A 14768-nucleotide genomic window follows, 5' to 3' on the forward strand; every position below is an offset into this window, starting at 1 on the left:
GGTTATTCGCTGTTGTCGGCGTAGCTCGACTGCGCCGACTTGAAATCGGTGCCGGCACCAGCTGCTGTATCGCCGCGCATCGTCATCAGCGCGCCGGATGCGCTGGGGTCGGTGATCTGCTCCAGCATGACGCGAAAGCGGTCATTGTTCAGCGCTGACAAGGCGGTGTGACGCGCTTGTGCGACATCGTCGCTGATGCGCCTGGATTCCGCCGACGGCGCGGACGAAGCCGCCGATCCTAGTGCCGGCATATCTCGTGATATCGAGTTCGCAACAGTCCTGATCAGCAATTCCGGCCCCCTCAAGCCCAAACATCAGCCTCTACGTAACAAGAGGAAATTGCGATCATGTACCGGAAATCCAACGCAATTTAACAATCCGCAAAAAAAGGCCGGCAAGGGAAGAATCCCTCGCCGGCCTGCCTCACCCGCCCGTGGGTCGGTTTCCCGTATCAGAACGATCCCATCTGAAAGAAACCGGCCGTCATCACCACTACCGATTACCGCCCAGCGCCGAGGCAAGGCGCACAAGCGAGAGGAACTCGGACCTGTACCCAAACGGGTCGGCTCCTCGAGCGGCAGTGGCGATCTCCATGATCTTGTCGTAACCGAACTTCGCGGTCGCATCCTCGTCGCGCAGCTTCTGGCCGAAGGCCGCGACTGCCACGGCGAAGCGCTGGTCGGTGCTGGCCTGGTCGAAGGACGCTACCTCGTTGGCCGAAGTCACAGGCGTGGTGATCAGCTTCGAGACGTCCTCGTTGGGCAGCTTGTAGCGGATCTTGACGAAGGCATATTCGCCCGCATTGGCGACGCCGCCATTGTCCACCGACGCCTGACCGTAACGCAGCGGATCGATCTGCTCGCCACCGCTGCCCTTCGGCGTGATCTCGTAGATCGCGGTGACCGAATGACCGGAGCCGATATCGCCGGCATCGACGCGGTCATTGTTGAAATCCTCGCGGTTCAAAGCCCGGGTCTCGTAGCCGATCAGGCGATATTCCGAGACCTTGTTCGGGTTGAACTCGACCTGGATCTTCACATCCTTGGCGATGGTGAACAGCGTCGAGGAGGCATCCTCGACCAGCACCTTTTCGGCTTCGGCGAGCGTGTCGATATAGGCGGCGGTGCCATTGCCGTTCTGGGCGATGGTCTGCATCATCTGGTCGTTCAGATTGCCGCGGCCAAAGCCGAACACCGACAGGAAGACACCGGTCTTGCGCTCCTTCTCGATCAACCGCTTCAGATCGTCGTCGTCGCTCTGGCCAACATTGAAGTCGCCATCGGTGGCGAGCATCACCCGGTTGACGCCGTCCTTGACGAACGATTGCTGGGCAAGTCTGTAGGCTTCCTTGATGCCGGCCTCGCCGGCCGTCGAGCCGCCTGGCTGCAAATTGTCGATGGCATTGAGGATCTTGTCCTTCTCGGCAGCCTTGGTCGGCATCAGCACGGTGCCGGCGTCACCCGCATAGGTGACGATCGAGATCGTGTCGTCTGCCTTCAGCTTGCCGACCAGCAGCCGGAAAGCCGACTTGAGCAGCGGCAGCTTGTCCGGCTCGTCCATCGAGCCCGAGACGTCGATCAGGAAGACCAGATTGGCCTTCGGCTGCTCGGTCGGCTTGACGTCAAAACCCTTGATGGCGACATGCATCAGCTTGGTATGCGTGTTCCACGGCGTCGGCATGACGCTGACCGTCGAGTTGAACGGCGTCGTGGCGGAGTCCGGCCCCTTCCAGCCATAGGGGAAGTAGTTGATCATCTCCTCGACGCGAACCGTGTCGGCCTTCGGCACGAACCCTTCCTTCAGCGAACGCCGCACGAAGGAATAGGAAGCGGTATCGACGTCGATCGAGAAGGTCGAGATCGGGTCTTCGAGCGCGGCATGCACCGGATTGGTCTTGAAATCCTCGATGCGGTCGCGGTTTTCCTCTTGCTGGGGCACCTGATCGGCCGGCATCATCGCAGGCTGCTGCGGCGCCATCAGCTTGGACTCGGCCGGCTTGAGACCCCCTGACACCCTGGGCGCGCTCACAGTGCCATCCAGCGCGAACTCGCCCGTCGGGGCTGGCGCCGACTTGTAAGCCTGCAAAGTGCGCGCCACACCACGTCGCAGCGCATTCTGCCGTGCACCGCCGACAGCAACGGTCGATTCGGATTTCGGCGGCGAGGCCGGCGCGACAAGCGCATCGGTGGCGTCGCGGCTTTCCACATCCGCGTCGGCCTTCTTGTCTTTCTCCAGCTCGGTGCGGACCGGCTTGGGCTCGGTGGTCGTCGGCTTGAGGCTCGCCGGCTTGTCGGCCAGCGTTTCGGTGATCTTCTCGTCGCCGCCGAACTTGGGCGGCTGTTCCCTCAGCATATGGAAGGTGGCGTATCCGGCGATCGGCAGGGCGACGAGCCCGGCAAGGGCCGGCGCGGCAATGAGTTTCTTTTGCATGATCTCGCTCCAGAGCTTTTGTGCTCGCTCTGTAAGACGAAGCCCGCCAACCGATCCTTGGGTGAGCGCCGAAATATTTTCCTGATCGTATGCGCGCAGGGCGGCCTCGAAGGCACGTGCCTTGGCGTCCTGGGTGGGCGCCGGTGCCGCGATGCCGCGCAGTCTGTTGAGTTCGTTGTCGTCGACCATGGTCACACTTCCCCGGCCGAGCGCATCAGCGTCTTCAGCCGTTTCTTCGCTTCATGGATGTGCCAGGAAACCGTCGTCTCCGAGATCGCCATCGCCTCGGCGGCGGCCGCGTGGCTCAAGCCCTCGCCATAGACCAGCAGCACCGCGTCGCGCTGCTTGTCCGGCAGTTGCCGCACCGCCACCCACAACGCTTCGGCCGGGTCTTCCGGTTCGGCCGAAGCCTCGCCCGAGATCAGCGCGTGAACGCCGTAGGCCTCTGTCTTGGCCATGTCGCGGGCGGACTTGCGCATCATGTCGCGCGCGGCGTTCAGGGTCACGGAGTAGAGCCATGTCGTGAAGGCGCCGCCGCCGCGATAGTCGCGGATCGCCCGGCCGAGCCGGACGCAGACTTCCTGGGCGATGTCTTCGGCATCGGCCTTCTTGCCGCACCAGCGATAGGCGGCGCGATAGACGAAGTCGTAGTGCCGTTCCAGCAATTTGCCGAAGGCCCCCCTGTCTCCGCCCTTCGCCCGCCCGATCAGTTCGGCGTCGGAGGCTTCGCTCTCATCCAGCATCATCGCCATCATTTGCCTGTTGGACGAAGGCTAATGGCGATTCCTTGGGGCAATGGAAAGATTTTTTTGGAAACGGGCAGATAGCGGCCATCGCTGCCCCTGCTTGACACATACATATCTCTGCGGTTATACGTCAATCAATAGCCGCCGAGTTATCGATCCCAAAATGACCAACGCTCACGATGTCCTCTTCAGAACGCTCTCCGATCCGACGCGTCGGGCGATCTTCGAACGCCTGTGCCGGGAAGGCGAGCAGACGGTCGGCGCTCTGACAGCTCAGTCCGGGGTCTCGCAACCGGCCGTGTCAAAGCATCTCGGCGTGCTCAGGCAGGCCGGACTGGTCCGCGACCGCCATCAGGGACGGCAGACCCATTACAGCGCCCAACTCGGCGCGCTTGCACCGCTGACTGACTGGACAAACCAGATGAATGCGTTCTGGCAAAGCCGGTTCGACGACCTCGAAGATCTGCTAAAAAGAATGGACCAATGACCAACATTGCGACCGAAACGCGCTCCGTCGTTGTCGAACGGGAGATACCTCATCCGCCGGAAAAGATCTGGCGCGCGCTCACCCAACCGCATTTGATCGAGGAGTGGCTGATGAAGAATGATTTCAAGCCAGTCGCGGGTCACCGTTTCAATCTGCGAAAGGACCCGCAGCCTGACGTGAGCATTGTTGTTGACTGTCAGGTAACAGCAGTCGAGCCGAACAAAACACTGTCCTACACCTGGCAGGCCTATGGCCTCGAGAGTGTCGTCACCTGGACTCTCATGCCGACCAGCACGGGCACCCGATTGCGCATGGAACAGTCCGGCTTCCGGCCGGATCAGGAGCAAGCGTACCGGGGCGCGACGATTGGGTGGCGGCAGTACTTTGCAAACCTGAATCAGGTCCTGGCGCGGATAGATTGAACCGCCGGGCGGATAGCTGGGCTCGGCTCGTTTTGATGGGAGGTTCCATTGGACTGGAACAAGTGGGTTCGGCAAATTCATCGCTGGCTGTCGATCATATTTACGCTGACCGTCATCGCCAACTTCGTCGCCATGGCATTGGGACAACCTCCCGCCTGGATTGTCTACTCGCCGCTCTTGCCGCTCTTCTTGCTGCTGTTCAGTGGCTTGTACATGTTCGTGCTGCCGTATGCCGCCAAGGGGCGCAGCGGGCAGCGTGCGGGCGGATAGGATGGGTAGAATGGCCAAGACGCAGGGGCAATCGACCAAGGTCGCAGCCAAGGCTGCACCGGTCCTGCTCTCGGGCGGCAACCCGCAAATCGCGAAGCGAGATGGCGACGCCCCGGTGCAGGCCTACATCGCTGCAATGCCGGGCTGGAAGCGCGGCCTCGGCGAGCGCCTCGACGCAGTCATCGTGCGCAATGTGCCTGATGCACGCAAAGCCGTGAGATGGAATTCGCCGTTCTACGGCATCGAGGGCCAAGGCTGGTTCGTCACGTTCCATGTCCTGACCCACTACGTGAAGGTGACCTTCTTCAGCGGCATGTCGTTGCGACCGGTCCCGCCCGGCGGAACGGCGAAAAGCAAGGACGCACGCTGGATCGACATCCGCGAAGGCGACGAGTTCGACGAGGCGCAGATGGCGGACTGGGTGAAGCAGGCCGCAGCCTGCCAGCACAATTCAAAACCACGCCCTGCCGACAGGGCGAACGCTACAGAGGAGAAATAGCGATGAAGATCAAGCTCACCAGCATCTATGTGGACAACCAGGAAAACGCCCTGCGCTTCTATACCGACGTGCTGGGCCTCACCAAGAAGGCCGACTTTAGCAATGGGCCCTATCGCTGGCTGACCGTGGCCTCGGCCGAAGAGCCTGATGGAACCGAGCTGCAGCTCGCGCTCAACGACAACCCGGCCGCCAAGGCCTATCAGCAAGCCGTCTTCAAGCAGGGTCAGCCCGCGGTCATGTTCTTCACCGACGACGTCAAGGGCGACTACGAGCGCATCAAGGCGAGCGGCGGCGAGTTCGCCATGCCGCCGACCGAGGTGACCGGCTCGACCATCGCTCAATTGAACGACACCTGCGGCAACCTCGTTCAGATCACCCAGCTGGCGCGCTGGTAACGGTCGGCAGTTGAAACGCGTCGAGACAGAGGAAGGCACCCAATGACTGCATCGCAACAGATCGACCAGTTGATCGCAGGCCTCACGGACTGGCGTGGCAAGACGCTCGCCGGCGTCCGCAAGGCCATTCTTGAAGTCGATGGCGAGATCATCGAGGAGTGGAAGTGGATGGGCAGCCCGGTGTGGTCTCGCGACGGAATGATTGCCGTCGGCAACGCCCACAAGGACAAGGTGAAGCTGACCTTTTCCCACGGCGCCAGCCTGCCGGATCCCGAAAAGCTCTTCAATGCGGGTTTTGGCGGCAAGGTGTGGCGGGCGATCGATCTTTCAGAGGGCGATGCGCTGGATGAGCGCGCGCTGAAAGACCTCGTCCGGTCCGCCATCGATTACAACCAGGGCAAAAAGGAGAAGAAGAAAGTGCCGTCGGGCGCCTGAGCGAAACTAGGCCGCCTGCCCCGCGACCCAGCCCGACGACCACGCCCACTGGAAATTATAGCCGCCCAGCCAGCCCGTGACATCGACGACTTCGCCGATGAAGAACAGGCCCGGCACGGACTTCGCCTGCATCGTCTTCTGGTCGAGTCCGTTGGTGTCGACCCCGCCAAGCGTCACTTCGGCTGTACGGTAGCCCTCCGAACCGGCCGGCTTGATGCGCCAGTCGTTGACCGCCGCGGCGATGGTTTTGGTCTGGGCGTCTGAAAGATCGGCGAGGTTGCCGTCGATCCCGGTGCGCTCGGCGATCGACTGTGCGAGCCGTTTCGGCAGGTGATTTGCCAGCACCGTCTGCACCGCTTGCCGCCCGTTGCCGCGCTTGGCGGTACGAATGAGGCCGCTACATCCACCCCTGGCAGCATGGCCATACGGATTTCGTCGCCCTCGCGCCAATAGGACGATATCTGCAGGATGGACGGTCCGCTGACGCCGCGATGCGTGAACAGCATCGCTTCGGAAAACCGTGTCTTGCCGCAGGCGACTTCCGCTTCGACGGCATTGCCGGCCAGGGGCGCCAGCCGCTCGAGTGTTTTTGCGTCGAAGGTCAGCGGTACCAGCGCCGGCCGCGTTTCGACAATGGCAAGGCCAAACCGTTCGGCAAGTTCGTAGCCGAAGCCCGTCGCCCCCATCTTGGGGATCGACTTGCCGCCGCACGCCACGACCAGGGACTGGCAAGTGACCGTGCCGGTGGAAAGGGTGAGCACAAACCCTTCCGCGGTTTTGCGGACATCCCCGACCTCTGTCGACAGTGCCAGCTCCACGCCCCTGCCGCGCATTTCCGCGACCAGCATGTCGATGATCTGGCGTGCGGAGCCGTCGCAGAACAACTGCCCCAGCGTCTTTTCGTGATAGCCGATGCGGTGGCGTTCGACGAGCGCGATGAAATCGCGCTGCGTGTAGCGGCTAAGCGCCGAGATGCAGAAATGCGGATTGCCCGAGAGAAAGTTCTTCGGACTGGCATGGATGTTGGTGAAATTGCACCGGCCGCCGCCGGAGATGCGGATCTTTTCGCCAGGCATCGCCGCGTGATCGAGGATCAGCACCGAACGGCCGCGCTTTGCCGTCTCCAAGGCGCACATCATTCCGGCAGCACCCGCGCCGATGATCACGACATCATAGGATTGCATCAGGCTAAATCGTTCCCGCTGACGGCGCCCTTTTAGCAGACGCGCCAATCCTGCAGTCTCTACCCGTTCGGTGCGACTGCAGGCAACGCCTCGATCGGCGTTTTAGAGCATGATCCCGAAAAGTGGGAACCGGTTTTCGGAAAAGATCATGCTCCACAAACGGATAGAGCCCCATCCCGATTCAATCGGGATGGAACGGGCTTTAGATCAGCGTCTCGGCAAACAGCGTCGTCAACCGCTTCCAGTGGCGCTCGGCACCCGCGGCATTGAAAACGCTGTGATCCGGCACGCACCAGCCATGCGCCATGCCGACATAGTTCTCGATGACATGGTCGACTTCCGCCACCCGCAGCGCCTCCGCAAGCCGTGCCGACTGCTCCGGCGGGAAGCTGCGGTCGACGCCGGCAACGCCGACATAGACACGCGCCTTGATGGCGGCCGCCTTGCGATGCGGGCTGTCGGCGGCGTCGCTGGCCAGATTGCCGCCATGGAAACTGGCGGCCGCCTTTATCTGCCCGGGATAGGATGCAGCGGCGTTCAATGCGCGGCCGCCACCCATGCAATAGCCCACCGTCCCGATCGGCCCGGTAACACCTTCAGCCGCCAGCGCATCGAGGAATGCACCGCTGTCGCTGATGGTCATCTCCTGCGTCGTGCCGGTCACCAGCGCCATCAGCGCTGCCTTGGTCTTTTCCTCGGTGAAGGCGGTCTTGGCGTCGAACGGCCCGTAGGGCGCATTGCGGTAGAACAGGTCCGGCACCAGCACCGCATAGCCTTCGCCCGCCAACCGTTCCGCCATGCCATCGAGCGCAGCGCGCGGCCCGAACGCGTCCATATACAGGATGACGCCGGCCTTGGCCGGGGACGCGTTTGCAGAGCGGAAAAGCTCTGCTGTTGCCGTTCCGTCCCTGGTGTTGATCTGAAGGTCCTGCTTCGTCATTGCCTGCTCCGTTCGTCAGATGCGCGATACATATCCGCGCGAGCCGCCAGAGCAAGGCGTTCCCTGAACCTGGCAGTCAACATTTCGTGCAGGATCGCGCGACGACTACAGATCGGCGAATGCCGCCATATGAAACGCCTGGACCTCCGCGGGGTAGCGATAGGCCGTCCCGTAGGGACAGGCGTTGCGGTCGAGGCAGCCGCCAGTCCGGCACGGTCCGCCATTCGCTCCCCGCACATGCGCCAGGCAGGACTGGTAGGCGAAACCTTGCGCGGAATATGCGTCGACCGGACAGGATTTCAGGCAGGGTTTTTCGACACATGAATCGCAAAGGTGAATTGGCGCCTCGGCGGCTTCAATCGGAAGCTGTTGCTCGAACAGCAGCGCACCACGATAGGCGTGCCAAAGCCCGTATCGTGGATGCATGAGGATGCCGAGCGGTGACCGCTTCAGCCCCTCCGCCAGCATCGCCCATTGCTGGAAAGGCAGATAGGGCTTGTCGGAAGGCGAAACGGCCCGCGCCCCGAATGTCTCCGCCACCGCCCCGATCACGTCGCGTGACCAGGTATCGAGCGGATTGGCGATGATCCGCGATTGCTTTTCCTGCCAGCGCAGGAAATGCGGCCAGGGCGCAGCACCCGCCTGCCCCACCAGCAGCACGGATTTGGCGGGAGCGCCTGACTGGCCCGGTGGCGGCGCATCGCCCAGTGTGAAATTGAAGCCGCCACGAAGAATAAGGCCGTTGGCGAGAAGCGCCGAAGCGATACGGTCAACGCTGCCGGCGGGCGCAATCATTCCTTCTTAACCGGATCGGAGAAAGCGCTCCGCCAGACTTCCTTGTGGATGATGTTGGCGACTTTAGCCCCGCCTGACTCGGGCTCCTTTCAAGTGAAGGCGTCGGGCATCGACCCCTTCTTCTTGGCGATGAAGTCCTTCAAGGCTTCGTCGACGCTCGGATCGAGGTACGGCGCCTCGTAGCTTTCCAGCCAGCGGCGGGCGAGTTCGTTGGCGCGCTGCGGCGCGGTCTTCTCGCCCTCGGCCAGCCACTGCTCGTAGGAATTGTTGTCGGCGATGTTGGAGCGGTAGAAGGCGGTCTGGAAATTGGCCTGGGTGTGGTCGCAACCGAGATAATGGCTGCCCGGGCCGACCTGGCGGATGGCGTCCATCGCCTGGCCGTTTTCCGACAGGTCGACGCCCTCGGAAAACTTCTGCGTCATGCCGAGCTGGTCGATGTCCATCATGAATTTTTCGTAGCAGGAGGCGAGCCCGCCCTCGAGCCAGCCGGCCGAGTGCAGCACGAAGTTGGTGCCGGCAAGGATCGTCGAGTTCAGCGTGTTGGCGCTTTCATAGGCCGCCTGAGCGTCCGGAACCTTGGACGCGCAGAGCGAACCGCCGGTGCGGAATGGCAGGCCGAGACGGCGGGCGAGCTGTGCCGCGCCATACGACACCAGCGACGGCTCCGGCGTGCCGAAGGTCGGCGCGCCCGATTGCATCGAGATGGATGAAGCAAAGGTGCCGAACAGCACCGGCGCGCCCGGCCGGATCAGCTGGGTGAACGAGGCGCCGGCCAGCACCTCTGCCAGAACCTGCGTCAGCGTGCCGGCGACCGTCACCGGGCTCATCGCGCCGGCGAGGATGAATGGCGTGACGATGCAGGCCTGGTTGTGGCGCGAATAGACTTTCAGCGCGCCGAGCATGGTCTCGTCGAACACCATTGGCGAGTTGGCATTGATCAGGCTGGTGAGCACCGTGTTGTTTTCGACGAAGTCGTCGCCGAACACGATCTTGGCCATGGCGACGGTGTCTTCGGCGCGCTCCGGCGCGGTCACCGAACCCATGAACGGCTTGTCCGAATATTTGATGTGGCTGTAGATCATGTCGAGATGGCGCTTGTTGACCGGCACATCGACTGGCTCGCACACCGTGCCGCCCGAATGGTGGATCGACGGCGCCATATAGGCGAGCTTCACGAAATTCTGGAAATCCTCGATCGTCGCATAGCGCCTGACGCCGTTGAGATCGCGCACGAAGGGCGGGCCGTACACCGGCGCGAAGACGGTGGCGTTGCCGCCAATCTGCACCGAGCGCTCGGAATTGCGGGCGTGCTGGGTGTAGACGGACGGCGCGGTCTTCAGCAGCGAGCGGCAGAGGCCTTTGGGGAAGTGCACACGCTCGCCCTTGACGTCGGCGCCGGCCTCTTTCCACAACTGCAATGCTTCCGCATCGTCGCGGAAGATGATGCCGATCTCTTCGAGCACCGTGTCGGTGTTCTTCTCGATCAGCGCCAGACCTTCCTCGTCCAGCACCTCGTAGACGTTGATCTTGCGCTTGATGTAGGTGAGCTGGGTGCCGGGCCCGCCGCCCGAACGTGCTGCACGCCGGGCAGCCGCTCCGCCGCTGGCGCCGCGCCCGCGTCGCGCGTTTGACGCTTCCTGATCGACTGCCGCGTGTTCGCTCATGATCGCTCTTCCCTGAATTTGTTCTTGTCCGGAATCCATTGCGGCAGCGTATCGCCGCTTCTTGCCGGATCGTAGCCATGCACCCTATTCGAAACGGCCCGCCAGCGCCAACGCCTGTCGCAAAATCGACAAGAATTCCAAGAGAGTTACGGTCGCTTTCCTTTTGCGGGAAGTCGCAAATCAGCTATGGATACATGCCCCCAGCGGGTTAGGTATGAACGCGAATATTGTGTGCCTTGCGACGCAGTCGCGATGCCGGCAGGAGCTCGATACAAATGTCCGACGACGAGATCATCCTTTCCGAACTTTCCGACGACGAGTTGGTGCAGCAGATGCACGACGATCTCTATGACGGGCTGAAGGAAGAAATCGAGGAAGGCACCAACATCCTGCTCGAGCGCGGCTGGGTGCCTTACAAAGTGCTGACGGAAGCGCTGGTCGAAGGCATGCGCATCGTCGGCGAGGATTTTCGCGACGGCATCCTGTTCGTTCCGGAAGTGCTGTTGTCGGCCAATGCGATGAAGGCCGGCATGTTCATCCTGCGTCCGCTGCTTGCCGCCACCGGCGCGCCCAAGCAGGGCAAGATGGTCATCGGCACCGTCAAGGGCGACATCCACGACATCGGCAAGAACCTCGTCGGCATGATGATGGAAGGCGCCGGCTTCGACGTCATCGACCTCGGCATCAACAATGCGGTCGAAAAGTATCTCGATGCGATCGAACAGCACCAGCCCGACATCATCGGCATGTCGGCACTGCTGACCACCACCATGCCCTATATGAAGGTCGTCATCGACACGATGAAGGAAAAGGGCATCCGCGACGACTATGTCGTGCTGGTCGGCGGTGCGCCGCTGAACGAGGAATTCGGCAAGGCCGTCGGCGCGGACGCCTATTGCCGCGACGCGGCGGTGGCGGTCGAGACCGCCAAGGACTTCATGAAGCGCAAGCACAACGTCCGCGCTTCGGCCTGAAAAAGAAAAGGCCGCCCAATCATGGCGGCCGTTTCACTTGGGCAGAGCTGGCTCCCGCGAGGCTAGTTCGCGGCGGTGGCAACTCTCTTGCCGGCGTTCTGGGTAGCGTTGACGGTGTTGGCAGCATCCTTGCCGACGCCACGGATTGTGTTTGCGCAGGCCGAAACCAAAAGCGCACTGGCGAGCAGCGCGATGACTGCATATGTGGATGTTTTCATGGACGGTTTATCCCTCTCTCGGTAGACTCGCCCCATAGCAACGAAAGCCGGCTCAGCTGGTTCCATGGCCAAGACACAAAAAAGGAAACCAGACCAAGCGGACAGGCTGCTCGTCATCGCCTGCGGAATGATTGCGCGCGAGGTGTTGGCCGTCAAGGAACAGCTCGGACTCAATCACCTGGAATTGACCTGTTTGCCGGCGGAATTTCATTTCTATCCGGACCGCATCGCGCCGGCCATGGACAAGGCTATCGAAAAGGCCAAGGCGGAGGGCTACGAACACATCTTCGTCGGCTATGCCGATTGCGGCACTGGTGGCCTGCTCGACCGGATCTGCGAGAAGCACGGCGTCGAGCGCATGGCCGGCCCGCATTGCTTCGCCTTCTATCAAGGCATGGAGGCCTATGCGAAAATCGCCGATGACGACATGATGTCCTTCTACATGACCGATTTCCTGTGTCGTCAGTTCGACGCCTTCTTCATGAAGCCGCTCGGCCTCGACAAGCACCCGGAGCTGATCAAGGATTATTTCGGCAATTACGAGAAGCTGATTTATCTCGCCCAGACCAACGATCCGGAGCTCGACAAGGTCGCCGAAAAAGCAGCCCAAATGCTCGGCCTTGCCTATGAGCGCCGCGCGACGGGCTATGGCGACCTGACGGCGGGAATGGCGCAGGCAGCGGCACACGCCGACTAGGTCGCCACTTCCTCCGCCCGCAGCTCCGCAAGCACATCGGCAAAGCTGGTCTTGCAGACGAAACCCAGTTTCTCCCTTGCCCGCGACGCGTCATAGACGCGGTCGATGGAGGAAAACATCGTCCAGCCTTTTCGCGCGTAGAGGGCCGGAAATTCCGGAAAATAGCGCGCGACCACCGACGGGGCGTCGGCGATCAGTGCCGCGCAATCATCGGGCCGGAACGGCGTCGGCGCCGACACGATGAAAATGTCGAAACCAAGCTGCGGCGCCTTTTCGAGGGCAAGGATGTGGGCAGCGGCCGCGTCCTCCACCGTCAACCGGCGAAACAGCAGTTCATTGGCCTTGGTGTTGGCATCCGACTGCTCGATCGCATGTGCCATGTCGTCGGCTTCGGGAAAGAAGCGGGCGGTGCGCAGCACCACCACCGGCAGCCCAAGCTCGATGTGATAGAGGCGGCAAAGATGTTCGGCCGAAAGCTTGCTGACGCCGTAGATGTTGCGCGGCTCGGGCGACATCGCCTCCGTCAGCCAGGCGGCCTTGCGCGCACCACCTTTGAACCCGTCGCGTATCGCCTGCGAAATCATCAGCGAGGTCGTCGACGTGAGGACGAAGCGGTCCACGCCGCCCGCCATCGCTGCATCGAGCAGGTTGAGCGTGCCTTGCACGTTGGTGGCGACAAAATCGCTGTTGGCGCGGTTCTCGATATTGGGCTTGTGCAGCGCGCCGCTGTGGATGATGGCTTCTATGCGGTTCTCGCTGACCGTGCCCAGGACCAGATCACGATCGGCGATCGAGCCGACGATCTGGGTCTCTGCTGATGGAACGGGATCGAGGCCGATCACCTCATGGCCAAGTTTCCGCAGGCGCGGCGCCAGCGCGCTGCCCAGCCAACCCGACGATCCCGTGAGCAAGATTCGCATTTGTCACACCATGATTTCTGACCGTGACGCTGTTAAGCACGGATGACAGGCGCCAGCGACCCGATAAGTTATGCACCAGGGTGGCATTGGCGCTGCTCCAGACATCAACAGGGAGGCCTCTTATGATCCTTCGCCCGCTGCTCGCCGCTATCGGTCTGCTCTGCTGCACCCTTCCCGCCCTTGCCGATGGTGAGGTGCAGAAACTCATCACTGCCGCCGACAAGGCACGGCTCGACAAATATGGCGAGACCCGCAAGGCGGCGCTGGCCGAGGCGAAAGCGGGAGATCCCGCCGAGGTCAAGCAGCTCGACGCCTTGCTGGCAAAACCGCTGGTGGCCTTTTCCGACAAGGACCTGACCGGCAACTGGCAGTGCCGCACCATCAAGGCCGGCGGACCTTTGCCGCTCGTCATCTATGGCTGGTTCAAATGCAAGGTGACCGACGACGGTTCCGGCTGGCGTCTGGAAAAGATCAGCGGCTCGCAGCGCACCAAGGGCCGCTTCTTCGACGATGGCGAGAAACGCGCGATCTATCTCGGCTCGGCCTACGTCAACAGCGATCCGGCAAAACCCTATGGCAGTGGCCCGCAGACCGACCAGGTTGGCTATGCCTTCCGCAACAGCGCCAGCCAATGGCGCATCGAATTTCCCGCGCCCTACTACGAATCGAAGCTCGACGTCCTCGAATTCAAGCGCTGATCCTGCAACCACAATCACCAAGGATTAACCCGCACGCCCTAGCATGCCACAAGCCAAGGCCGATACCGGCCGCATCTTGTCCAACGGTGCGTCGCGAACCATGGATCCCCTGAAGTCGAACATCGTCGTCGTCACCGAAGGCGGGCCGCACATCTGGGCGGTCATCAACGCCATCGTCGACCGGTTGGGGCAGGTCAGCGTCATCCTCGAAGCTCCTGAATCCAAAAAACAATTGCTGCTCAGGCGTGCCCGCCGGCTGGGCTGGGTATCAGCCATCGGCCAGCTGGGCACGATGGTGCTGACGCGCCTGGGAAAGCGCTTCTTTGCCGGCCACGCGGCTCAAATGATCGCCGAGCAGAAGCTGGAGACGGAACCGCGGCCGGGCCAGTCCATCATCCACGTTCCCTCGGCCAATGCGTCGGAATGTCTGGACGCCATCGCACGGATCCAGCCAGGCGTCGTGTTTCTCGCGGGTTGCCGCATGCTAACGCGGGAAACGCTGTCGAAAATCTCTTGCCCCGTCATCAACTACCATGCCGGCATCACGCCCAAATACCGCGGCATGAACGGCGGCTACTGGGCGCTGGCGACCAGAGATGCCGAAAACTTCGGCACCACCGTGCAGCTGGTCGATGCCGGTGTCGACACCGGCGGCGCGCTCAGGCAGGTGCGCGGCAAGCCCGAGCGCGGCGACGGCATCTCGAGCTACGCGCTGCGGCAGGCTTCGTTCTCGCGCGACATCTGCGTCGAGTCGGTCAGCGACGTGCTGGCCGGAAAACTCGCCACCATCGACCCGGGCCTGCCGTCGCGACAATGGTATCACCCGACGATCTGGTTCTATCTCTGGACAGGCCTGAGAACCGGCATCTGGTAGCGCATCCGTGGTGCGCGATCGCGCGCACCACGCAGGCTTTTCCGACGCGTCGAACCTGCCGCCGGCACACGCAGCAAACGAATAAACGCACCTTTCATTTTACGACATCCAAATGCGTCG

At 62.1% G+C, this 14768-nt stretch carries 18 protein-coding genes and 1 pseudogene; 10 read left to right on the forward strand and 9 right to left on the reverse strand.

What is annotated here, in order from left to right; genetic code table 11:
• Positions 1-2 precede the first annotated feature (2 nt).
• The 3 genes from ACFFNA_RS01305 to ACFFNA_RS01315 form a co-directional block, all read right to left on the reverse strand.
• Positions 3-251 carry a hypothetical protein gene (locus tag ACFFNA_RS01305; RefSeq protein WP_378915005.1) on the reverse strand — a complete coding sequence of 83 codons (249 nt, stop codon included), beginning with the start codon at positions 249-251 and terminating at the stop codon, positions 3-5.
• Between the two features lie 241 nt (positions 252-492).
• Positions 493-2619 (reverse strand): YfbK domain-containing protein, encoded by a 2127-nt coding sequence (locus ACFFNA_RS01310; RefSeq protein ID WP_378915007.1) that lies wholly within the window; start codon positions 2617-2619, stop codon positions 493-495.
• Positions 2620-2621: 2 nt separating this feature from the next.
• Positions 2622-3182 (reverse strand): RNA polymerase sigma factor, encoded by a 561-nt coding sequence (locus tag ACFFNA_RS01315; RefSeq protein ID WP_378915009.1) that lies wholly within the window; start codon positions 3180-3182, stop codon positions 2622-2624.
• A 157-nt stretch (positions 3183-3339) separates the two neighbouring features.
• On the opposite strand from ACFFNA_RS01315, the gene ACFFNA_RS01320 reads away from it, so the two are divergent.
• The 6 genes from ACFFNA_RS01320 to ACFFNA_RS01345 are packed head-to-tail and all read left to right on the forward strand — an operon-like array spanning position 3340 to position 5684.
• Positions 3340-3663: an ArsR/SmtB family transcription factor gene (locus ACFFNA_RS01320; RefSeq protein WP_378915619.1), complete on the forward strand. Its 324-nt coding sequence runs from the start codon at positions 3340-3342 to the stop codon at positions 3661-3663.
• Positions 3660-4085: an SRPBCC family protein gene (locus tag ACFFNA_RS01325; protein WP_111547477.1), complete on the forward strand. Its 426-nt coding sequence runs from the start codon at positions 3660-3662 to the stop codon at positions 4083-4085. The genes ACFFNA_RS01320 and ACFFNA_RS01325 overlap by 4 nt, the downstream gene beginning before the upstream one ends.
• A 48-nt stretch (positions 4086-4133) precedes the next feature.
• Complete coding sequence (locus tag ACFFNA_RS01330; protein WP_111547478.1) at positions 4134-4355, forward strand: hypothetical protein; 222 nt, start codon at positions 4134-4136, stop codon at positions 4353-4355.
• Between the two features lie 10 nt (positions 4356-4365).
• Positions 4366-4854 (forward strand): DUF1801 domain-containing protein, encoded by a 489-nt coding sequence (locus ACFFNA_RS01335; protein ID WP_378915011.1) that lies wholly within the window; start codon positions 4366-4368, stop codon positions 4852-4854.
• Positions 4855-4856: 2 nt separating this feature from the next.
• Positions 4857-5249, forward strand: a complete 393-nt coding sequence (locus ACFFNA_RS01340; protein ID WP_378915013.1) for a VOC family protein — start codon at positions 4857-4859, stop codon at positions 5247-5249.
• 42 nt (positions 5250-5291) lie between these two features.
• Positions 5292-5684 carry a DUF1801 domain-containing protein gene (locus tag ACFFNA_RS01345; protein ID WP_378915015.1) on the forward strand — a complete coding sequence of 131 codons (393 nt, stop codon included), beginning with the start codon at positions 5292-5294 and terminating at the stop codon, positions 5682-5684.
• A gap of 6 nt (positions 5685-5690) precedes the next feature.
• Here ACFFNA_RS01345 and ACFFNA_RS01350 read toward each other — a convergent pair.
• The 4 genes and pseudogenes from ACFFNA_RS01350 to ACFFNA_RS01365 form a co-directional block, all read right to left on the reverse strand.
• Positions 5691-6868, reverse strand: a pseudogene (locus ACFFNA_RS01350) (BaiN/RdsA family NAD(P)/FAD-dependent oxidoreductase).
• A gap of 202 nt (positions 6869-7070) precedes the next feature.
• Positions 7071-7808, reverse strand: a complete 738-nt coding sequence (locus tag ACFFNA_RS01355) for a dienelactone hydrolase family protein (protein WP_378915017.1) — start codon at positions 7806-7808, stop codon at positions 7071-7073.
• A 105-nt stretch (positions 7809-7913) separates the two neighbouring features.
• A complete protein-coding gene (locus ACFFNA_RS01360; RefSeq protein WP_378915019.1) occupies positions 7914-8603 on the reverse strand; it encodes a hypothetical protein in 690 nt (229 codons plus the stop codon).
• An 89-nt stretch (positions 8604-8692) separates the two neighbouring features.
• Positions 8693-10267, reverse strand: a complete 1575-nt coding sequence (locus tag ACFFNA_RS01365; protein ID WP_378915021.1) for a trimethylamine methyltransferase family protein — start codon at positions 10265-10267, stop codon at positions 8693-8695.
• A 275-nt stretch (positions 10268-10542) separates the two neighbouring features.
• On the opposite strand from ACFFNA_RS01365, the gene ACFFNA_RS01370 reads away from it, so the two are divergent.
• Positions 10543-11241: a cobalamin B12-binding domain-containing protein gene (locus ACFFNA_RS01370; RefSeq protein WP_027029468.1), complete on the forward strand. Its 699-nt coding sequence runs from the start codon at positions 10543-10545 to the stop codon at positions 11239-11241.
• A 62-nt stretch (positions 11242-11303) separates the two neighbouring features.
• Here ACFFNA_RS01370 and ACFFNA_RS01375 read toward each other — a convergent pair whose 3' ends face one another.
• Entirely contained in the window at positions 11304-11459 is a 156-nt protein-coding gene (locus ACFFNA_RS01375) for an entericidin domain-containing protein (RefSeq protein WP_111547486.1), read from the reverse strand.
• 64 nt (positions 11460-11523) lie between these two features.
• On the opposite strand from ACFFNA_RS01375, the gene ACFFNA_RS01380 reads away from it, so the two are divergent.
• On the forward strand, positions 11524-12156 hold the full coding sequence (locus ACFFNA_RS01380; RefSeq protein WP_378915024.1) for a DUF1638 domain-containing protein: 633 nt from the start codon (positions 11524-11526) through the stop codon (positions 12154-12156).
• Here ACFFNA_RS01380 and ACFFNA_RS01385 read toward each other — a convergent pair.
• Positions 12153-13076, reverse strand: coding sequence for an NAD-dependent epimerase/dehydratase family protein (locus ACFFNA_RS01385; protein WP_378915026.1), 924 nt, complete (start codon positions 13074-13076; stop codon positions 12153-12155). The two genes, ACFFNA_RS01380 and ACFFNA_RS01385, sit on opposite strands and share 4 nt — an antisense overlap.
• A 122-nt stretch (positions 13077-13198) precedes the next feature.
• Here ACFFNA_RS01385 and ACFFNA_RS01390 point away from each other — a divergent pair, with 122 nt between their 5' ends.
• On the forward strand, positions 13199-13774 hold the full coding sequence (locus ACFFNA_RS01390; protein ID WP_378915028.1) for a DUF4893 domain-containing protein: 576 nt from the start codon (positions 13199-13201) through the stop codon (positions 13772-13774).
• Between the two features lie 100 nt (positions 13775-13874).
• Entirely contained in the window at positions 13875-14648 is a 774-nt protein-coding gene (locus tag ACFFNA_RS01395) for a formyl transferase (protein ID WP_378915620.1), read from the forward strand.
• Positions 14649-14768 lie beyond the last annotated feature (120 nt).

It is taken from the genome of Mesorhizobium kowhaii (assembly GCF_042431665.1).
In the GTDB taxonomy this organism is placed as follows: Bacteria; Pseudomonadota; Alphaproteobacteria; order Rhizobiales; family Rhizobiaceae; genus Mesorhizobium; species Mesorhizobium kowhaii.